The sequence below is a fragment of the Bifidobacterium polysaccharolyticum genome, assembly GCF_016101585.1.
Lineage (GTDB): Bacteria > Actinomycetota > Actinomycetes > Actinomycetales > Bifidobacteriaceae > Bombiscardovia > Bombiscardovia polysaccharolytica.
Window position 1 is genome coordinate 301,417 of sequence record NZ_JACFQG010000002.1, and the last position, 20,781, is coordinate 322,197.

Sequence of the window (20,781 nt, forward strand, 5' to 3'; positions counted from 1 at the left end):
GCCACACAAAACAACAACGCATACAAGCATCAGGAGGAGTGACATGGCTCTCATCAGCATGAATCAGACCGTGACCATGTACGGCAACGTACGAACCGATATACGTCTGGCCAAGGAGGCCGGCTACGACGGCATTGACCTGCAGACACCCAAACTCTACCGTTACCTGGACAAGGGATTCACTGCAAAGAGCCTGCTGCCGCTGCTTGACGGGCTCGCGGTCAGCGACATCGGGTCCATCCAGGACATCGAGCGGGAGGGATCCGCTGCCAGGGATCTGATGGACGAGGTGCGACGCATGTGCCAGGTGGCCTCTGAACTGGGGGCCCAGTACATCCAACTGTGCACAGGACCGGGACGGTGGGAGGTGGTCGAGGACTATGCTGCGGGCAGGCTCGCCGATGATGACCCCCGATACCGAGGCTTCCTGGGACGCGATGAGGCCGAGATGATCCGCGTTACCGCCCAAAACGTCCAAGAGGCTGCAGACATCGCAGCCGACTTCAACCTAGGCATCTATCTGGAGCCCCTGGCATGGGCTCCGCTCAACCGCTGCAGGCAGATACTGGAGGTCATCGATCAGGCTTCCAGACCCAACATCGGTTTGGCCGTGGACACCTGGCAGTTCTATTCGGCCGGGGATACTCCTGACGACGTGCGGGCGCTACCGGGAGATCTGATCAAGGCCGTTCACGTATCTGACGGGCTGGCTCTGACCCCCGGCAAGGATGTTGCCAACATGGACATCTACCGCAACACTATGATCGGAGGCGGTGTCATCCCCCTGCAGGAATGGCTGGATGCCGTGAAATCCACTGGCTTCGACGGCTGGTATTGCCCCGAAATCTTCTCCGACAGAGCCAGCGAAGAGGATATGGCGACCATGGCCGCCCTCACCCGGCAGACCATATCCAGCCTGCTCTACTGAAACTTGCAGCCAAGCAGCCCGGCCCTGGTACCGGACCGGGCTTTCCCTATGAGATCATCCGTTGATACAACAATGCCAGCAGGCGAGAATCAGACCAGCTGCCTACTGATGATGTCCTGAACGCCCTCCTCGGTAAGATCGCACATCTTGGGGAAAAGCGTCTTGAAATGTTGGCTCTGGCAGTGTGCTTCGTGGCTGTCGGGCGTGGGCCAGAACTCGATGAAAGCAAATTCATTGTGATTATCCGCTCGCTGAACAAAATGATAGCCGCCGCATTGTGGCTCAGCGGCTGACTTGCGAGCAAGCTCAGTCATCACTTTCAAAAATTCGTCCATGTTCTCGTCCTTGACGTGGACCGTGGCGTAAATGACTTCCATGACTTGTAATCCCTTTCAGACAAACACATACGCACGCCAGCTATTGGCGGTTTACGACTTGCGACGACCGTCAAAAATGGGCCGGGGGGTGAGGGCTATCGGTTCAACCAGAACATCTGACTGCGAGAGCCATACTTGTTGCTGCCCCGCCCCACCCCTGGGCCTGTTGAAAAAAGAAAACCGGCATCCGACAGTATTTGCATACACATCGCCAGACACCGGTTCCGTTGACATATTGAGGATCAGAGAGTACCCAGACCGCAGGAAGCGAGATACTCGCGGGTCTTGATCGCATTAGGCAGAGGGAAGGAGGGATCAGCAGGATAGAGATCCTGCTCGCAGATCACATACATCTCCTTGTCCAAGGCCGCCAAGGCGTCGACCAGCTCCTGCATATCAGGCTCGCCGGCCGGGGGTGTCACCGATGCGCCGCGGGCCACCGCTTCGCCGAAGGGCCAGTCCTTCTCATGGGCTTCCTTGACCAAAGCCGGGTCGAAAGCCTTGATATGAACGTAGGTGATCCTTTCAGGATACTTCTTGACCATCTCGATAGGGTCACCGCCGCCGTACACGATATGGCCGGTATCCAGGCACAGATTCACATATTCAGGATCCGTGTTCTCGAAGATCCTGGCGATCTCCTCAGGGGTTTCGATATGGGAATCGCCATGAGGATGCAGGACCATCTTCAGCCCATAGTCCTCTTTCATGATCTTGCCCAGCTTGTTGGCATTGGTAATGTAGGTGTTCCAAGCCTCGGGGGACAGGACGCGGTCATCGGTCCACTCCCAGGTCTTGTCATCACGGTAGAGCGGCGGCAGATGCACGATGTACTCTGCGCCGACAGCGGCATGGGTCTCGGCGATCTCGCGGAAGTGCCGCTCGGTCTCCGGCCATTGTTCCGGCTTGTGCAGGACTCCCCAACTGGTTCCGGCCACCACCTTCATGCCGTATTCATCGGTCCAAGCCTTCAGCTCCTTGGGATCCTTGGGGAAGTAACCCCAGGGGCCTGTTTCAAGAATCTCGAATCCGGCCTCAGCCATCTCCTTCATTGTCTGACGGGGAGGAATCTGCTTGTCGTCATTGTCGAACCAGACACCCCACTGGTCCGGGCATACACCGATGGACAGCTTGGAGTATTTGGGATCCTTCAGATTGCGCGCCTTGCCCTTGTTGTTCGTCATGATCGCGCCTTACTGCTCTTGGAAGAAGGACGGGGTCTCGGGCAGCTCGATCTTCTTGCGGACGCCGCCCTCGTCGCGCGAAGCGAAGAGCGCATCGCAGGTCACGCAGGCAATGAGGCCATCCCAGGAGGTGGGGCCGGTCAGCTGGTCGGCGTTGATGCCGTCCACGAAGGCCTGCATCTCGCGGTCATAAGCCTCCTTGAAACGCACGGTGAAGTCATTGGGAATGGACTCGCGCTCGGACTCGGCCACCTTGACAATGGTGTTCTGCGGAGTGTGCAGGGCGATCTCGCCCTCCTCGCAGACCACACGGCAGTTGATGTCGTAGCCCATGTGGTTGCAGACGAAGACCTCCAGGTCGATGTGGACGCCGGACTTGGTGTCCATCTCGATGATCTGCGGATCATGCAGCCCCTTGTGGGTGTAGCGGGTCTGCTTCTTGGGCAGGAAGCAGAAGACCGAGTCATAGTCCTCGCCCAGCAGCCAGTGCAGCACGTCCACCTCATGGATGGCGGTCTCCACAATGGCCATATCGGAGTTGTAGTTGAGTGGGGTGTCCTCGTTGCGATGGGCGCAATGAATCAGCAGGGGCTCACCGTAGGTCTTGTTCTGGATGGCCTGCTTGATCTCCTGATAGCCCTGATCGAAGCGGCGCATGAAGCCCACCTGGACCAGACGCTTGCCTCCGGCGATCTCGGCGTCGACCACACGACGGCAGCCGGCAGCGGAGGTGGTCAGCGGCTTCTCACTGAGCACGTACTTCTTCTGCTTGATGGCTTCGAGAACAAACTGCTCATGGGTCTCATGGGGCAGGGTCGCCACCACGACAGCGTCGATGTCCGGGGAGTCAATCAGGTCCTTGCCTGTTGCATAGACCTTGGCCCCGTACAGATCAGCCATCTTCTGAGCCCGTTCCGGTATCAGATCGCAGACGCCGGCGAGAGTGGCACCGTTGATTCTGGTCGAAAGACGCTTGGCATGGTCGGAACCCATGGTTCCAACACCGATGATTCCAATACGTAGTGTCATCTTCGTTCACTTTCCCTTGGCGATGTAATTGCTATCGCAGTAATTACTTTGTTATTGAGGGAGCTGCACTGCGTCCCTCTCATTGCATCGTAGGGGGCCATGCGCTCCCCGACTGCTGCCAATCGACCGGGAAAACACCTTTTCTTATCTTCCCTGCAGAAATCTGAATATTGGGCATCGCATTTTCAGAAAACCTGCAGACTATGAAAAATTCCGCCGAAACTCGGAAGGCGAGACTCCCACAAGCTTCTTGAAGGAGGACGAGAAGTGCGAGCTCACCGTGAATCCGCACTCCTTGGTGATCTGAGCGATAGGGATCTTGCTGGTCGTCAGCAGGTATTTGGCATGCGAGATTCGGCATTCCAGGACGAATTGATGCACACCCATGTCCAAATGGCGCTTAAAAGCATGAGAGAGCTGCGACTCGCTCGTATTCAGAATCTTGCTGAGCGCATGGATGGATACATCCGAGTCGAAATGCCTATTGATGTATCGTATGGCCGCTGACAGATCCGGGGGTACATTGTCGTCATAGTGCACCTCCAGGCTCTCATCGACTCGGCGAGTGAGCAGCACCAGCACATGCTCCAAACGGCGGTGGAGCAATTCGTCCAATTGTCTTCGCGACAGTGACACATCCCCGGAGCGCATCTGGTCCAGTATGGAGATGAGTTCATCCCCGGCATCTTGAGAATCCGTGAACAAAGGACCGTTGACATCCTGCAGATAGTCAGCGTATGCCTGTACGCCGTTGCCCTGAAAATGCAGGTAGGAGAATCGCGTCAGCCCGCTTGATCGGTAATCATTATGGTTTTTGCAGTCCAGCAAAACAACGTCTCCTGCATGGGCAGTAAATGAAGCACCCTCATAGACATAATCAAGACTGCCTGACTCAATGAAGAACAGCAGGAAGGAGTTCATATACTCACGTTTGCAGGAATAGTCCGAATTGACCCGGTATGTCCCGCCCCACAGCGGATGGAGGAAGACAGCGCGCGCCAGCCTTCCTGCGTCATTTATCTGTATGGCTTTCTTCCCGAGAATGCCGGATTCATCCGCCGGTATCCATTTTTTATAATCCTCAGGTGTCATATCCCACGATCCCCTTTACTCGCGTCCTTGCCAGTTCAGGTCCATGAATTGTGCTTTTATTGCTTTATTCTATTCGATTGCGTTGTTGAAATGTTGTCTGCTCTGTGTCCCCTCCCGGGCAAGACCCAAGGACTGATGCACTTGAGGCAGCAGAAGGCACGGATATTCAGCGTACTGCCTGTCGAATGATCCGCTGTATTTTCATGTTATGCAGCTATTGGACAGTCCTCTACATACTTTGATAAGCAAATCAAGGGAATGGCGAATTTTCGACACGATTATGCGAATATTGATATGAAAATCCCGTATATCGGTCTTTTTAGTGGTTTTCTGATTGCCATACCGCCGGGCAATCATTAACATGAAAGGCATGAATACCCAAACATCAAAGAAGACATTGGACATCGCGGTCATTCCCGGTGACGGAATCGGCCGTGAAATCGTTCCAGTCGCGCAAGCTGTACTCAAGGAAGCCGTTGGCGACAGCGTTTCCTTTAACTACACCAACTATGATCTGGGCGCAGACCGATACCTTCGTGACGGTACCCTCATCACAGATGACCAACTCAAGGATATGGACCAAAAGGATGCCATACTCCTGGGGGCTGTCGGCGATCCACGAGTCAAGTCAGGAATCCTGGAGCGCGGCCTGCTGCTCAAGCTCCGCTTCGCATTTGACCAGGCCATCAACATGCGGCCCTCCAAACTCTACCCCGGCGTCAAATCCCCTTTGGCCGACCCTGGCGACATCGACTTCGTCGTCATCAGAGAGGGCACGGAAGGCCTGTATTCCGGCATGGGCGGTCTGCTTCGCATGGGCACTGAACACGCCATAGCAACCGAGACCTCGATGAACACCGAATTCGGCATCGAGAGGGCGGTGAGGTTTGCCTTCGAACTGGCTCGCAAGCGCGGAGGCAAGAAGCACGTAACCATGGTCAATAAGACCAACGTACTCTACTATGCCGGTCAACTCTGGCTGTGGGTCATGGACAAGGTCGGCAAGGAGTACCCCGACGTGACCTATGACTACCTGCATGCCGATGCCTGCACCATCTTCCTGGTCACCGATCCCTCCCGGTTCGACGTGATTGTGACCGACAACCTCTTCGGAGACATCATCACTGACGAGGCCGGCGCAGTTGTGGGCGGAATCGGCTATTCGGCATCAGCCAACATCAACGTGACCGATGAGCATCCCTCCATGTTCGAGCCCATCCACGGCTCCGCCCCCGACATTGCGGGCAAGGGTATAGCCAACCCTTCGGCCACGGTCCTGTCTGCCGCCATGCTCCTGCAGCACTTCGGGTACGACGAAGCAGCCGCCCGCATCGATCGCGCCGTGGAAGCGGATGCTGAGGAGAATTCCTCACGCAAACGCAGCACAGATCAAATCGGCCAGGACATCATCGCAAGACTGTAAACAAGCAGCAACATACCTGTAAGCGCTCCGGAGGATTGAAACTCTGAACTCCGGGCGCCTACCTACCCTGTTCGCAGCAAGGATGCCGACGAACAGGACGAACCAGGGGCATCCATAAGTTCCGACAACGAGGTTAGACAATATGAAAATCGCATTGGATCCCACACCATTCCATCCCGACCTGCCATTCCTGGAACTGCCCAAGGCGGTAGCGGACGCCGGCTATAAGTACATGCAGCTGGCTCCGCACGATGCCTTCCTGCCGTTTTATGTGCATCCCAAGGCGGACGACGAACTGGTCAAGGACTTCGCGGCCGCTCTGAAGAAGGCGAACGTTGAGCTGTGCTCGCTGCTGCCGGTCTACAGAACCTCCTGGCCCGACGAGCGAGAGCGGCAGACAGCAGTGCGCAATTGGAAGCGGGCCATCGAAATCGCGGCTCTGCTGGACGTGCACGTCATCAACAGCGAATTCAGCGGCATACCGGAGCGCTATGAGGAGTCCGAGGCTGCCTTCTACGCGACCATGGAGGAAATACTGCCCCTGCTTGAGCGGGAAGGCATCCGCATCAACTTCGACCCGCATCCCTACGATTTCGTCGAGAACGGCATTGATGCGCTAAGGATCACACGAGGCCTCAACAGCCCACTGGTCGGCGCGGTCTATGTGGCTCCTCATACCTTCCACTACGGCAATAATGTGGATGGGATCACCGCCCTGGCCGGCAAACGACTCAGGTCGGTCTATATCTCAGACAGCTATGACCATCATCGTTCGCATGATCTGCGTTATATAGCCAATCCTCCAGGGACCAACGCCCGCGTTCACCAGCACCTGAAAGTGGGCGACGGCGATGTGGACTTCAAGGCCCTGTTCGCCGCCCTGAAGAAGAACGGGTTCCTGGACCGGGAGGATTCCATCATCGTCTCCAACGTATTCGCCGAGGACGAGACCGCCCATGAAACGTCCGTCTACCAGCGTGAAACCATAGAACGCCTGGTGGCGGAAGCCTGAACGCAACTGCCTGTTTCCTCAGGAGTTGCCATGTCGGCCGACACTGATGTGACGCAGTGTCGGCCGACGCATCTTCTTATAAAGAGCGTGCGCCAACAAAGGAAGTGACCTAACATGAACCTCTGGCTGATCATCGGTTTGGCGGCGGCTGCTGTCCTGATCGGCCTGGACAAGTCGTTGATACCAGGCTCAGCCATCCTGGCGGTGGCCGCTCTGGCGTCACTGATGCCCGCCAAAGAAGCCACCGAGCTGACGCTGATCATGGCTGTCGTCGCTGACTGGACCGCCATCTGGGCCTACCGGCATGACATTGTGCTGGCTTCCCTGCTTAGACTGTTGCCGACTGTGACCATAGGCATTCTTGCCGGCGTCTGGTTCTTGTATCACGCTGACAATGACGCGACCAAAAAGATTATAGGGGTCATACTTGCCTGCTTCATTGCGCCTTACTTCCTCTCGCGCATAAGGTCCGCGCTGAAAACGCGGCAGAGGGGCAAGAGTCAAGCCCCCCAAGTCGAAACCAGAAGCAAGAACAGGCAGAAGCAGTGGATAAGCGTGGCATTCCACATGCTCTGCGGCGTTCTGGCGGGTTTTACCACCATGGTGGCCAATGCCGGAGGACCGGTCACAGCCGTCTATTTCAGCAGCGAGCGGTTGCCGGTCAAGCAATTCCTAGGCACCACGGCAGCTTTCTACTTAGTGGTGAATATGGTGAAGCTGCCTTTCGCAGTCGGACTGAACACAACCAACAGAGAAACCGCGCTTGCCCTCCTATGCGTTCTCCCACTCACATTGCTCGCCGTCTTCTGCGGCAGGCTGATCGCCGGTCACGTCAACCAGAAAGCCTTTACTGCGGCAATCTATATCTTCGCAGTCATCGCCGTCATCAACCTTCTGGTCTGAAAGGCGCCATTATGGCAACAGTACCGATTCCTGCACAAAAATTGGCAGAACGCTCCCAATCTCAGCAAAAGACCAAGACAGACTTGAATCTGGCTGAAGGCTTACTACCCGAGCGACAGGTCAGCGGCGACAACGACCTGAATGCCGAGGACATGGAATGGCTGGCCCACTGTTTTCTGGACGACTACAAGCAGCAGGAAGGCCGCGAGTTCCCGACCGATCCCACCATCCAGCTCTTCGAATCCATCAAGGAGGTCAGGGCCAACGCGGACACGCCGGAAGATGCTCGGCGTTCACAGGAGCTGGGTGCTGAGGGAATCGGCCTGTGCCGCACCGAGCATATGTTCTTCCAGCCCGATCGCATCGAGGCCATCAGACGGATGATAGTGGCAGGAGACGAAGAAGAACGCCAGGAAGCCCTCGATGCCCTCCTGCCTATGCAACGCGAGGACTTCACCGCCATGTATGAGGCCTTGGGCGGAAGGCCGATGACTGTCAGACTGATTGATCCGCCACTGCACGAGTTCCTTCCCAAAACCGCTCAAGCAGTTGAAGCCCTGGCAAAGGCGACCGGACATACAGCCGAAGAGATCAAAGACACTGCTGACGAACTGACCGAGGTCGATTCCATGCTGGGACACCGGGGATCCCGCCTGGCAGTCACCTACCCCGCCATCGCCCGCATGCAGACCCGGGCCGTGGTGGAAGACGCCATCCAGGTCAAGCGCCAACACCCCGACTGGTCCCTTGCTCCAGAGATCATGGTGCCTCTGGTCAGCGAGCCGGCGGAATTCGAATATGTCAAGCAGATCGTGGAGGAGACGGCAAACCGTGTCATCAGGGGATCCGGGCTTCCCATGTACTGCTCGGTCGGAACCATGATCGAAACCCCCAGGGCTACACTGCTGGCCGGTGATATAGCAGCCGGCGCTGAATTCTTCTCTTTCGGCACCAATGACCTTACCCCGATGACCTTCGGGCTCAGCCGGGACGATGCCGGCTCCTTCCTCCAGGACTATTACGACAAGGGGCTTCTGCAGGAGGATCCCCCCTCCATCGAATTCTGCGAGCGCGTTGGCCTGGACTATGTATCCTGCTCAGCCTACCGGGTGCCGGTGGCGAGACTGGCCGCAGCCCAGGCCAGTCTGGGCAGGCATGCGCCCGAACGCAGGTAGGACAGCAATCAGGAAAACCAAACACCGCCGCAATAAGAACCGATCTACAAGAATAGTAAGGAAATCAACATGAACGAAAGCACCGATGCGGACAAGGTCAGAGAACTCAAACAGTTCGCTGGTCGGATCAGACAGGAGACGGTCAAGGAAATCTCGGCCTTTGGGACCGGCCACGTAGGGGGATCCCTGTCGATAGCCGACCTTTTGGCCGTCCTGTACGGGCAGGAGATGAATATCAAGCCCGAGGATCCACAGTGGGCCGACCGGGACTGGTTCGTCCTGTCCAAGGGCCACTGCGCCCCGGCCCTATACGCCACACTCGCCTTGCGCGGATACTTCCCCATGGATTGGTTGAATACCCTCAACCGCAACGGGACCAACCTTCCCAGCCATGCCGACAGACTCAAGGTTCCCGGAGTGGACGTAACCGCTGGGTCCCTGGGTCAGGGGGCCTCAGTAGCCGTCGGCGTTGCCCTGGGACTGAAAATGGATGGTCGGGACAACAAGGTCTATCTGGTCATAGGAGACGGCGAGAGCCAGGAGGGGCAGATTTGGGAGATGGCCCTTTTCGCCGCCCAACATCGCCTGGGCAATCTGATTGCTTTCATAGATTATAACGGCCTGCAACTGGACGGATACTGCAAGGACATCTGCTCCTTGGGAGATGCCACAGCCAAGTTCGAGGCTTTTGGGTGGCAGGTCGTTGACGTTCCCGATGGCAATGACGTCCCCTCCATTCTTCAAGCTTTGGAGACAGTCCGCAGCAAGGCACAAAAGGCCGACGACCGACCTTCAATGATCGTGCTTCATACGGTCAAGGGCCTGGGATGGTCTGAGATTGCCGGAACTCCGAAGAGTCATTCAACATCAATCAACGAGCAGCAGCGCGACCAGGCTTTGGCTGAAATCCAAACAATGATGAATGCAGCCTGAGCGTGAGATCCATGCGCACGAGCCCAATTGCACACGGACAGATGAAAAGGGAAGAGGAATGATAGAACATACTTTGGAAAACGAGAAACAGGAAATGCGACAGGCCTTCTGCCAGTGCCTCCTCGATCTGGCGGCCGACGAGGAGCGCCTGGTTCTGCTGGATGCTGATTTGATGAGTGCCATGGGCACCAAGCCCTTCCAGGAAGCCTACCCCGAACGGACAGTGGACTGCGGCATCCAGGAAGCCAATATGATCGGCACTGCAGTAGGGCTCTCCCTTACCGGCAAAATACCGTTCGCACACACCTTCGCTTCCTTCATGAGCCGAAGGGCCCTGGACCAGATCTTCATTTCCGGCGCCTACAGCAAGGCCAATGTCAAACTCATTGGCTCCGACCCGGGAATCACCGCCAAGACCAATGGCGGCACCCACATGTCCTTTGAGGATATGGGGATCATGAGGGGCATCCCCACAATGACCGTCCTGGAAGCCACCGACATCACCATGCTGAAATGGATAATGGGTTGGATGGCCCGAACCTACGGCATGCAATACATGCGGTTGGTGCGCAAGCAGTGCGTCAAAATCTACCGGGATGGAACTGATTTTCAAATAGGAAAAGCCGTGCAGGTCATGAACCAGTTCGATGCACAGGCGACCATCATCGCCAGCGGCGTCTGCGTGGCTGAATCCATCAAAGCCGCCCGCACCCTGAGCGATGAAGGCATAGGGGTCCGCATCCTCGACATGTTCACCTGGAAGCCATTGGACAATCAGGCCGTGATCGATGCAGCCAAGCAGACCGGGGCTATCGTGACCGCCGAGAACCACAATGTCAACACAGGCCTGGGCGCTGCCGTCAGCGAAGCAGTGGCAAGCAGCTGTCCGGTTCCTATCGAATTCATTGGAGTGCACGACCGATTCGGCCAGGTCGGCGACCAGGACTATCTGGCTCAGCAGTACGGAATGACCGCAAAAGACATTGTAGAAGCCGTCAGAAAAGTCGTCGATAGAAAACGCCTGTATCTTCACCGCTGACGTCTAAGACGTCACCGGAGCACAGAAGAGGGGCAGGGTGTCGGATTGCCGGCACCCTGCCCCTTATTGACCTGTGGCTTAACGCGCGAACTCTAGCCTGCAGCCCTGGACCGGGTTGCACGCACGTTTACCGGATCATTCCTATTTCTGAGCCAGCATGGACTGGTTGATCGCCGCCAGGAAGTCCCGGTTGGTGGCGGTCTTCTTCAGCCTGGGCACCAAGGTCTGGTAGGCCTGCTCGGTCTCCATACCGCCCAGGAGGCGACGCAGCCGGTAGACCACAGCCAGCTCCTCGGGTGCGGTAATCAGCTCCTCGCGCCGGGTGCCGGAGGCGTTGATGTCGATGGCGGGGAACATGCGCTTGTCGGCCAAATCCCTGGTCAGCCTCAGCTCCATATTGCCGGTGCCCTTGAACTCCTCGAAAATGACCTCATCCATCTTGGACCCGGTCTCCACCAAGGCCGATGAGATGATGGTCAAAGAGCCGCCGTTCTCGATGTTGCGTGCGGCACCGAAGAAGCGCTTGGGCGGATAGAGGGCCTGAGCATCCACGCCGCCGGAGAGGATGCGTCCGGAGGCGGGAGCCGAGATGTTGTAGGCGCGGGCCAGACGGGTCATGGAATCCAGAAGGACCACCACATCTTGTCCCAGTTCCACCAGGCGCTTGGCCCGTTCGATGGCCAGCTCGGCCACGGTGGTGTGATCGCTGGCGGGACGGTCGAAGGTGGAGGAGATGACCTCGCCCTGAACCGTGCGCTCCATGTCAGTGACCTCCTCGGGCCGCTCATCCACCAGGACCACCATCAGGTGCACCTCGGGGTTGTTGGCGGTGATGGAGTTGGCTATGGACTGCAGGGTCAGGGTCTTGCCGGCCTTGGGCGGCGAAACGATCAAACCGCGCTGACCCTTGCCAATGGGAGCGACAATGTCGATCAGACGACCGGTGATGTTCTTGGGCTGGGTCTCCATCCGCATACGCTCCTGCGGGTAGAGGGGAGTCAGCTTGTTGAAGTGAGGGCGCCCTGCAGCGTCCTCCACGCTCATGCCGTTGATAGTGTCAATGGCCTGAAGAGGAACGAATTTCTGCCGCTGATTGCGATGCTCGCCCTCGCGGGGAGGACGGATGGAGCCATGGACGGCATCGCCCTTGCGCAGGCCATACTTCTTGACCTGGCCCATGGAGATGTAGACATCGTTAGGGCCGGGCAGGTAGCCGGAGGTGCGCACGAAAGCATAGGAGTCCAGCACATCCACAATGCCTGCCACGGGGACCAAATCCTCGGGCTTGAAGTTCTCCCTGGGCTCATAGTCACGATCCCGGCCGCTGCTGCGATGGTTGTTGCGGTTGCGTCGGTCGTTGCGATCGTTGCGGTCATTGCGGTCGCTTCGGTTTCGGCGATCATAGCCGTTGTGACGGTAGTCGCGTCCTTCCTCGCCGCGATCCTCATAGCTGCGCCGACGGGGCCGGTCATTCCGTGAAGGCAATGCTGCCAGAATGTCGTCTAAATTGCGCACTGAACCTGAGCCGGAACCTTCGCGCTCTTCACCATGCTCACGCTCGCTCCGGCCGCGGTTGACGTGGGAGCCTCGGGATGAATCCGTGCTGCGGTGACGGCGACGGGATATGACCACGTTCTCCTCGTCGGCCACGGTGTGGGGGAAGCGGTTCCGATGCTCGGTATGACCGCTCTTATGATCGTCAATGCCTAAAACATCGAAGAGGTCTCCGACAGGACTATCACCCTTGGATTCCTGGGTTTCCGTGGACTCCTGTCCGCTTTCCGCGGAGGACTTCGCCTCCTGCTTTGTCGGCTGCTGCTGATCGGCAGCCTGGCCTCCCTTGGCCACGGCGGCCGCAGCCTTGGGCTTGCCAACGGTTACTCCCTCAGGGGCCTTGCCGCCCGAGCGTGCCGCCTCGATCGTCTCGATCAGGACCGGCTTGCGCATGCCGGAAATACCGCGCAACCCCAGCTGCCTGGCCAATTCCTTGAGTTCGGGCAGCTTCATGGAATGAATATCTTGGCTTGTTGCCACTGTTGTAATGCCTTTCCTTCGCTATGCCTAATTCGGCTAGGCAAATAGCTTGAGAATAGTGCGGGGGTACCGCTCATGAAAATTCGATGCCGACTCGGCTTATCGAACTTCCATAAGCCTACAACGACTGCCCGACCGGTGCAAGGAACAGCCTGCGTGTCCAAAAATTCATAGGTAAACCTCTAGACTAGGCATATGAATGATCGAGCATCTCTGCGTGAGCAACGGCGGAGCGAATTCGTAACCACCGCCATGCGGGTCTTCGACCGGAAAGGTGCCGCAAACACCTCCCTGCGCGACGTCATCCACGCCATGAACCACGGCAAGGGCGTGGGCATGAGCGTTTTCTATTACTACTTCAAATCCAAGGACGATCTGATAGATGCCTGCGTGCGCACTTACCTGGCCTCCTACGTGGATCATGTGGTCGACATTCTGCATGATTCTGACCTGAGCGTTCAAGAGGCGCTGGACGACATCTGCCCACATCTGATAAGGGCCATCTGGAAGATGGACGTGATCTTCGCGGACAAGGCCAACTGGTACAGCTACCTGAGCACCAACAGCAATGTGATGGAGGGCTTCGTCACACAGATTATCGACCCTTTGACCAAGGCGCTGGACCGCTGGCTGAATCGGGGCGACCTACCGCAGACCCAGCTGATGCAAACAGCCGGCACCCGCACTGTAGCCTGGCTGATGGCCGACGGGCTCTCGTCCATCGTCAGCAACGGCAGAGGAGCCGCCGGAAACCCGCAGATCAGAGAGGTGGTCCGCCAACGTGTCCGCGAGAGCGTGGCCTTCTTCTCGCAGTTGCTGGGCCTGCCCCTGAAGGCGCCGGCCATCGCCCTGTCGTGATGGCAAAGCCCCCGAACTTTCGATCGGAGGCTTAAAACGAAACGAAAGCCGAGGTTTGTCTACTTCTCCTCGTGATAAGACTTCTCGGTATTGACGTTCCAGACGTTGGTCTTGTCGGCACGCCCAGATTTGATGTTGGCCACGGCTTCCATGGATGTAGCCATGGAGTGGTCCTGGTTGTTGTAGTGGTGCTGCCCGTTGCGACCCACGCAGTAGAGGTTGCCGAAGGAGTCCAGCCATTTGACCAGCTCTGGCATCTGGGCGTAGGTATCGAAGTAGGCCGGGTAGGCCTTGACCACCCGCTCCCGGTGGGAATCCAGCACGTCGGCAGGGCCGTTGATGATGCCCATCCGGGTCAGTTCCTTGATGGCGAAGTCAGTCGTCTGCTGATCGCTCATGCTCCAGAAGTCATCACCCTCTTTGCAGAAGTACTCCAGGCCGATCCAGACAGTTCCGTCCACGTTCTTGACCATGTAGGGGCTCCAGTTGTTGAAGATCTGGATGCGGCCCATCTTGTAGCCGGGATCCTGCACATAAATCCAGCAGTCGGGAACAATGGGCGGATCACCCAAGGTCTTGATGGAGGTGGTGTTGCGGATGCGCAGGTGGCGGACCAGCAGGCCAACGGTCACGAAATCGCGATAGGGCAGCCCCTGAGCCACCCTGACCATTTCCTTGTCGGTGGACGGCTCCTCGTGGGCGATGGCCTCCACCAGGTCCTTGATGGGCATGGAGGAGATGATCTGGTCGGCTTGCAGAGTCACTTCTTTGCCATCAGCGTTGCGATAGATGACACCGGTCATGTGGCCGTCATGCTGAGTCAGTCCGATTACGCGGGCATCGGTGATCACGTGGACCCCGTGCTCCACATTGCGACGCTCCACGGTCTCCCAGAGCTGGCCCGGACCCAGCTTGGGGTACCAGAACTCCTCGATCAGGCTGGTTTCGACCTGATGAGCATCGCGCTTCTTGGGCAACAGCTTCTGGAAGGCGTTCTTGAGCACGCCCATGATGCTGAGCCCCTTGACTCGCTGGGCGCCCCAGTCGGCGCTAATCTCGCGGGGGTGACGGCCCCAGAGCTTTTCGGTGTAGCCCTCGAAGAACATGGAGTAGAGCTTGCGGCCGAAGCGGTTGATATAGAAGTTCTCCAGGTTGTCCTCAGGCAGCTTGTGGACGACGGACTTCAGGTAGCTGAACCCGGCCTGCATGGTCAGCTTGAAGCCCATGGCCCTGAGGGTGTTGAGCGTCAAGGAGATGGGATAGTCGAAGAAGTGGTGATTCCAGTAAATCCTGGAGACGCGGTGACGCTTGAGCATGACCCGGTCGGTCTTCTCCGGATCAGGGCCGCCGGGTTCCAGGTCGTGGTGGCGGCCAAGTTTTTTATCGTCATAGGAGGGCGCGCCCTGCAGAGGCAGGACCTCCTTCCACCAGTCCATGATCCGGTCATCCTTGGAGAAGAACCGATGGCCGCCAATATCCATGCGATTGCCGTTATGCCGGACCGTGCGGGAGATGCCGCCAAAGGCATCGGTGGCCTCCAGAACAGTGACGTCATAGCGCTCGTCGCCGCCGTCCTTGACCAGTTCCCATGCCGCTGTCAAGCCGGCGGGCCCTCCGCCGATGACGATCACGGACTGCTTGCGCTCCATGCCAACCTCCTGAAAACCGTATGAAATCACCACTACTGTACCTGGCTCGTCCCAGGCCAGAGGCTGCCGAGGGACTTCCCACACGAATTCCCGCCATTGCGTGGAACAAACGTGATGATGCTCGCCCCTGAGCGATATTTAGCCCAACGCATCGGGGATGTCGATATCCGTCTTTTGCACTTCCTCCACATTGACATCCTTAAAGGTGACGATGCGGACATTCTTGACGAACCGGCTGGACCGGTAGACATCCCAGACCCAGGCATCGGTCAGCCGGACGTCGAAGTAGACATCCTGCCCAGCGGACCGGACGTTGAAGTCCACCTTGTTGGCCAGGTAAAATCGCCGCTCGGTCTCGACCACATAGGTGAACAGCTTGATCACGTCCCGGTACTCGCGGTACAGGGCCAGTTCAGCGTTGGTCTCGTAGTTGTCGAGATCCTCAGCACTCATCGACTACCTCCATTCGCGCGATCACGGCCATGACCAAGCGTACGCCACCAAGCACGCTTGGAACGTTTGGCCTCAGCCGACCCATAGGCCCAATCAGATGCCGTATGCTCCTCGCCGGACTGCTCGGCAACAGATTCGTCAGAATCAGGCTTATCCACGGCATCTGTGACGTCCGTCTGACCAGAGTCTGCCCTCTCATCATTCCTGCTGTCAGATCCTGCATGGTCTTCAGCAGGTTTGTCTGAATGCGGGCCACCCGATGCAGACGAATCCTGAGATGCCGAGGTGGACTCCCCAGGCTCGGACCCGCTTATGCCGCCATTCTCATCCGCGGCGTATCCGTGTGCAACAAGAGCTTCGGCCACACCGGGGTTTTCGCGGATGACGTGCATGCCGAAAGCATTCAAAGAACGGATGGGATCATACTCGTCAACCAAAGCGTCCATGACGATCTGATCCTGATACTTGCCGTTCTCGGCATCCCAGAGCGCATCACGGGAGGTACCCGAAATCATGAATCCCAGAGACTGGTAGACAGAGATCGAGCGAGTGTTTTTCTCTGGCACAGCCACCCAGATCCGGTGCAGGCCCAGACCCGTAGGAGCAGCCGCGTACCCGTAGGTCATGATTCTGGGCATGGCATCCCGGGAGTAGCCACGCCCGCGGAAGTGCCTGCCCAGGACCACCTGGATTCTGGCCGAGCGTGACCAGCCGTCCACGTCGATCAGGAAGATCATACCAATGACCCCCTTGGTGGCATCAGCATCGGGCGAGCCGTCCTGGTCGGTGTCCGCATCAGTGACCATGGCCCAAGCCAGGGTGCGGCGGGACTCGGGATCGCCCACGCCCGAATCACGGGCAGCCAGACCCTTGGACCAGGCCACCGATCGACGTACCCAGGCATTGACCACGGCTCGTTCAGCGCTAGGCCCCTTACCGGTGATGCCGGTGGAATTGTAAAAGGCCTCCAGCTGGTCCATTGCCGTCAGATCGGCGATGACCGCCGGACGCAGGTGCAACATCTCGCCCCGGATGTAGGGAATCTCAATCCGGTCGGGTAGCTGTCTGTCCGCCACGTCGTCAGGTCCCTCGGATTGCATTTGCGGTCGGTCATTGCCCCTGCCGCTCATAGACATCACGTCACCTCCATGATCGCCACCTTGCGATGGCAATCAATTGTAATCCCTCGCCCCTGGGAAAACCATGAGAGGCTGGGCAGGTCCGCCGGTCCAAATCCGATGGAACCAGGTCGGCGGACCGGGCGTGGTCAGGACTTAGCGATGCGCTCCATGACGATCTTGCTGACAGCCTTGGCATCGGCCTGGCCCTTGGTGGCCCTCATGACCGCTCCGATAATAGCGCCCATGGGCTTCATATTGCCGCCTTTGAGCTTGGCCACGATGTCCGGGTTGTCCTTAAGGGCCTGGTCGACGGCAGCATCCAGAGCCCCGTCGTCCGAAACCACCTGGTAGCCGTGCTTCTTGACGACCTCGCTGGGCTTGCCCTCGCCTGCCAGCACGCCGGAGACGGTCTGCTTGGCCAGCTTGTCATTGAGTTTGCCGTCGGCAATCAGCTGCTCCACATCGGCAACATCCTGAGCCGAAATGGGCAGCTCCTGCAGGCTGACCCCACGGGCGTTAGCTTCGCGGGAGATCTCGCCCAGCCACCACTTGCGGGCTCCGGCAGCCGTAGCGCCGGCCTTGACCGTATCCTCGATCAGGTCCACGGCATCGGCGTTGACCGCATCCTGCATTTGTCTGTCGGTGAAATCCCACTCCTTCTTGAGACGGGCGCGGCGTTCGCGCGGCATCTCCGGCATCTGAGCCTTGAGCTCTTCGATATGATCCTTGGTCACATGGACCATGACCAGATCAGGGTCGGGGAAGTACCGGTAATCGTTGGCATCGGTCTTGACACGGCCGCCCGCCGTGGTCTGTGTGGACTCATCCCAGTGGCGGGTCTCTTGCAGCACCTCCCCGCCGGACTCCAGCAGGGCTGCCTGACGGCGGATCTCGTAGGTCAGCGTCTTCTCGATGCCCTTGAAGGTGTTGACGTTCTTGGTTTCCGATCGGGTTCCCAGAGGGGCGTCCGGCCCGGCGTGCAGGGAGACGTTGACGTCGGCGCGCATATTGCCCTGCTCCATCCGGGCGTGGGAGATGCCCAGGGCCCGGACGATGTCTCGGATGGCCCGGACGTAGGCCCCTGCCACCTCGGGGGTACGCGCCCCGGCGCCCTCGATAGGCTTGGTCACGATCTCGACCAGAGGGACACCAGCACGGTTGTAGTCCACCAGGGAGTGATCGGCACCCTCAATGCGGCCGTCAGCCCCGCCTACGTGGGTGTTCTTGCCGGCATCGTCCTCCACATGGGCCCGCTCGATGGGCACGCGGAAGATGCTGCCGTCGTCCAGCTCCACATCCAGATAGCCCTCGCCATTCAGGGGCTTGTCATATTGGGAGATCTGATAGTCACGGGGCATGTCCGGATAGAAATAGTTCTTTCTGGCGAACTGGCTCCACTCATTGACCTTGCAGTGCAGGGCCAGGCCCAGCTTGACCGCATAGTCGATGGCGGTCTTGTTGACCACAGGCAGGCTGCCGGGCAGGCCCAGGGAGACCGGAGTCAGCTGGGTGTTGGGCTCGCCGCCGAACTCGATATGGGCCGGGCAGAAGAGCTTGGTGTTGGTGCAGAGCTCGACATGGACCTCCAGGCCGAACACCGGGTCGTACTTGGCCACGGCATCGGCGTACTTCATCAGTTTTTCAGCCATTGTGATTCCGTTTCCTTCCGATGCCTACTTGTTCGATCCCTGGGCCAGGCCATCCAGCCAGGGGGTGGACAACTTCTGGGAGATGGGTCCGCCCCACTGCTCCTCCAGGGCCGCCTCAAGAGCGGCGGCAGGCCGGTACATGACCTCATCGCGCATCTGGGGGGCAAAGAACTGGAAGCCGACAGGCAGCCCGTCGTCGCTGAGCCCGGCGGGAATCGACATGGCCGGAGTGCCGGCCAGATTGGCCGGAATGGTGGCCACATCGTTCAGGTACATGGCCAGCGGATCGTCCATCTTCTCGCCGAAACGGAAGGCCGTGGTCGGCGAAGTGGGCGATACCAGGACATCGGCCTGCTCGAAGGCCTTCTCAAAGTCGCGGATGACCAGGGTGCGGACCTTCTGAGCTGAGCCGTACCAGGCATCATAGTAGCCGGCGGAGAGGGCGTAGATACCCAGGATGATCCTGCGCTTGACCTCGTCGCCGAACCCGGCCTCACGTGTGGCGGCCATCATATTGGCTGCCGTCTGGGGGACGCCATCGGGAGGCATGACCCGCAGGCCGTAGCGCATGCCGTCGTAACGGGCCAGGTTGGAGGAGACCTCAGAGGGCATGATGATGTAGTAAGCAGCCAGCGCGTATGGGAAGTGCGGGCAGGAGACCTGAACCACCTCGGCGCCCATGGATTCCAGCAGCGAGACAGCCTCGTTGAAACGTGCTTCGACGCCGGGCTGATAGCCCTCGCCGCCCAGCTCCTTGACCAGGCCCACCTTGAGGCCCTTCAGATCGCGCTTCTGGCCCTGACGAGCAGCCTGGGCCAGAGGGGGAACCGGCTTGGGAATCGAGGTGGAGTCTCGGCGGTCATACCCACCAATGATCTCCTGCAGCAGGGCGGCGTCCAACACTGACCTGGAGACCGGACCAATCTGATCCAGGGAGGATGCCATGGCGATGGCCCCGAACCTGGAAACACCGCCATAGGTGGGTTTGACACCCACGGTGCCGGTCAGGGATCCGGGTTGGCGAATGGACCCACCAGTGTCGGTGCCCAGGGCCAGCGGAGCCTCAAAGGCGCCGACAGCCGAAGCCGAACCGCCGCCTGAACCGCCCGGGACCCGCTCGGTATCCCAGGGGTTGTGTGTGGGCTTGAAGGCCGAGTGCTCAGTGGAAGACCCCTGGGCGAACTCATCCAGATTGGTCTTGCCCAGAATAGGCATGCCTGCGGCCTTGAGCTTCTTGATGACGGTGGCATCGTAAGGTGGTACCCAGCCCTCGAGGATCTTGGAAGCAGCCGTAGTGGGAATGCCCTTGGTGACGATCATGTCCTTGATGGCAATGGGAACGCCGGCCAGTTCCGGCAGCCCTTCGGCGCCTTCATGGGCCATGCGCTTATCAAAAGCGTCAGCCTGCTCCAGAGCCTGATCAGCGCTGACCTGCAGAAATGCATCAATGCTGGGCTCGGCGGCTTCGATCACATCCAGATGAGCCTGAACCAGCTCGCGGCTGGAGACCTGCCCCGACCGCAGCTGTGCGGCCATGTCGGAGGCGGATTGTTTGACCAATTCTTCCTGTGCACTCATCGTCTCACTCCTCACCCAGAATGCGCGGGGCCACGAACATACCGGACTCAGTTACCGGCGCCCCCGAAAGGGCAGCCTCCTGGGTCAGCGGCTCTTCAGCCTCATCGGGACGCAGATAGGCCTCCAGGGGGATGGGATTGGCAGTGGGGGGCACATCATCGCCGGCCACCTCCTGGACCTTGGTGATGGAATCGGCGATCACGTTGAGTTCGCCCTTGAGGCGGTCGGCCTCCTGATCGGTCAAGGCAATACGGGCCAGATCGCCCAAGTGCTTGATCTCTTCACGTGTAAAAGTTGGCATACCACTTATCATATGGGTGCTCTATGACACGCAGAAGACAGGG

At 58.6% G+C, this 20,781-nt stretch carries 19 protein-coding genes; 8 read left to right on the forward strand and 11 right to left on the reverse strand.

Annotated elements, in window-relative coordinates:
* Positions 1 to 43: 43 nt before the first annotated feature.
* On the forward strand, positions 44 to 928 hold the full coding sequence (locus tag H3T90_RS04455) for a sugar phosphate isomerase/epimerase family protein (protein ID WP_198229724.1): 885 nt from the start codon (positions 44 to 46) through the stop codon (positions 926 to 928).
* An 89-nt stretch (positions 929 to 1,017) separates the two neighbouring features.
* On the opposite strand, the gene H3T90_RS04460 is transcribed toward H3T90_RS04455, so the two are convergent.
* The 4 genes from H3T90_RS04460 to H3T90_RS04475 form a co-directional block, all read right to left on the reverse strand.
* Positions 1,018 to 1,305, reverse strand: a complete 288-nt coding sequence (locus H3T90_RS04460; protein ID WP_046323414.1) for a putative quinol monooxygenase — start codon at positions 1,303 to 1,305, stop codon at positions 1,018 to 1,020.
* A 242-nt stretch (positions 1,306 to 1,547) separates the two neighbouring features.
* On the reverse strand, positions 1,548 to 2,489 hold the full coding sequence (locus H3T90_RS04465; protein ID WP_046323415.1) for a TIM barrel protein: 942 nt from the start codon (positions 2,487 to 2,489) through the stop codon (positions 1,548 to 1,550).
* A 9-nt stretch (positions 2,490 to 2,498) separates the two neighbouring features.
* Positions 2,499 to 3,518 carry a Gfo/Idh/MocA family protein gene (locus tag H3T90_RS04470; RefSeq protein WP_198208055.1) on the reverse strand — a complete coding sequence of 340 codons (1,020 nt, stop codon included), beginning with the start codon at positions 3,516 to 3,518 and terminating at the stop codon, positions 2,499 to 2,501.
* A 201-nt stretch (positions 3,519 to 3,719) separates the two neighbouring features.
* Positions 3,720 to 4,610: an AraC family transcriptional regulator gene (locus H3T90_RS04475; RefSeq protein ID WP_198229725.1), complete on the reverse strand. Its 891-nt coding sequence runs from the start codon at positions 4,608 to 4,610 to the stop codon at positions 3,720 to 3,722.
* A gap of 370 nt (positions 4,611 to 4,980) precedes the next feature.
* Here H3T90_RS04475 and H3T90_RS04480 point away from each other — a divergent pair, with 370 nt between their 5' ends.
* The 6 genes from H3T90_RS04480 to H3T90_RS04505 all read left to right on the forward strand — a co-directional run bounded on the left by H3T90_RS04480 (position 4,981) and on the right by H3T90_RS04505 (position 11,095).
* Positions 4,981 to 6,033, forward strand: a complete 1,053-nt coding sequence (locus tag H3T90_RS04480) for a 3-isopropylmalate dehydrogenase (RefSeq protein WP_198208051.1) — start codon at positions 4,981 to 4,983, stop codon at positions 6,031 to 6,033.
* Positions 6,034 to 6,175: 142 nt separating this feature from the next.
* The gene (locus H3T90_RS04485; RefSeq protein ID WP_121912934.1) at positions 6,176 to 7,045 is read left to right on the forward strand and encodes a sugar phosphate isomerase/epimerase family protein; all 870 of its coding nucleotides are present in this window, start codon (positions 6,176 to 6,178) and stop codon (positions 7,043 to 7,045) included.
* A gap of 114 nt (positions 7,046 to 7,159) precedes the next feature.
* The gene (locus H3T90_RS04490) at positions 7,160 to 7,948 is read left to right on the forward strand and encodes a sulfite exporter TauE/SafE family protein (protein ID WP_121912933.1); all 789 of its coding nucleotides are present in this window, start codon (positions 7,160 to 7,162) and stop codon (positions 7,946 to 7,948) included.
* 11 nt (positions 7,949 to 7,959) lie between these two features.
* Complete coding sequence (locus tag H3T90_RS04495; protein WP_198229726.1) at positions 7,960 to 9,123, forward strand: putative PEP-binding protein; 1,164 nt, start codon at positions 7,960 to 7,962, stop codon at positions 9,121 to 9,123.
* 69 nt (positions 9,124 to 9,192) lie between these two features.
* Positions 9,193 to 10,056, forward strand: a complete 864-nt coding sequence (locus H3T90_RS04500; protein ID WP_198229727.1) for a transketolase — start codon at positions 9,193 to 9,195, stop codon at positions 10,054 to 10,056.
* A 58-nt stretch (positions 10,057 to 10,114) separates the two neighbouring features.
* Complete coding sequence (locus H3T90_RS04505; RefSeq protein WP_198229728.1) at positions 10,115 to 11,095, forward strand: transketolase family protein; 981 nt, start codon at positions 10,115 to 10,117, stop codon at positions 11,093 to 11,095.
* A 141-nt stretch (positions 11,096 to 11,236) separates the two neighbouring features.
* Here H3T90_RS04505 and rho read toward each other — a convergent pair whose 3' ends face one another.
* Positions 11,237 to 13,129, reverse strand: a complete 1,893-nt coding sequence (rho, locus tag H3T90_RS04510; RefSeq protein WP_046323424.1) for a transcription termination factor Rho — start codon at positions 13,127 to 13,129, stop codon at positions 11,237 to 11,239.
* Between the two features lie 195 nt (positions 13,130 to 13,324).
* On the opposite strand from rho, the gene H3T90_RS04515 reads away from it, so the two are divergent.
* Complete coding sequence (locus H3T90_RS04515; RefSeq protein WP_198229729.1) at positions 13,325 to 13,987, forward strand: TetR/AcrR family transcriptional regulator; 663 nt, start codon at positions 13,325 to 13,327, stop codon at positions 13,985 to 13,987.
* Between the two features lie 59 nt (positions 13,988 to 14,046).
* On the opposite strand, the gene H3T90_RS04520 is transcribed toward H3T90_RS04515, so the two are convergent.
* From H3T90_RS04520 to gatC, 6 genes are all read right to left on the reverse strand, one after another.
* Positions 14,047 to 15,636, reverse strand: a complete 1,590-nt coding sequence (locus tag H3T90_RS04520; protein WP_110425855.1) for an NAD(P)/FAD-dependent oxidoreductase — start codon at positions 15,634 to 15,636, stop codon at positions 14,047 to 14,049.
* A 138-nt stretch (positions 15,637 to 15,774) separates the two neighbouring features.
* The gene (locus H3T90_RS04525; RefSeq protein WP_029678206.1) at positions 15,775 to 16,089 is read right to left on the reverse strand and encodes a DUF2469 domain-containing protein; all 315 of its coding nucleotides are present in this window, start codon (positions 16,087 to 16,089) and stop codon (positions 15,775 to 15,777) included.
* Positions 16,086 to 17,189, reverse strand: coding sequence for a GNAT family N-acetyltransferase (locus tag H3T90_RS04530; protein WP_198229879.1), 1,104 nt, complete (start codon positions 17,187 to 17,189; stop codon positions 16,086 to 16,088). The genes H3T90_RS04525 and H3T90_RS04530 overlap by 4 nt, the downstream gene beginning before the upstream one ends.
* 167 nt (positions 17,190 to 17,356) lie before the next feature.
* Complete coding sequence (gene gatB, locus H3T90_RS04535; RefSeq protein WP_046323426.1) at positions 17,357 to 18,859, reverse strand: Asp-tRNA(Asn)/Glu-tRNA(Gln) amidotransferase subunit GatB; 1,503 nt, start codon at positions 18,857 to 18,859, stop codon at positions 17,357 to 17,359.
* A 24-nt stretch (positions 18,860 to 18,883) separates the two neighbouring features.
* On the reverse strand, positions 18,884 to 20,437 hold the full coding sequence (gene gatA, locus H3T90_RS04540) for an Asp-tRNA(Asn)/Glu-tRNA(Gln) amidotransferase subunit GatA (RefSeq protein WP_144177657.1): 1,554 nt from the start codon (positions 20,435 to 20,437) through the stop codon (positions 18,884 to 18,886).
* Between the two features lie 4 nt (positions 20,438 to 20,441).
* Complete coding sequence (gene gatC, locus H3T90_RS04545) at positions 20,442 to 20,738, reverse strand: Asp-tRNA(Asn)/Glu-tRNA(Gln) amidotransferase subunit GatC (protein ID WP_015022515.1); 297 nt, start codon at positions 20,736 to 20,738, stop codon at positions 20,442 to 20,444.
* Positions 20,739 to 20,781: the final 43 nt, after the last annotated feature.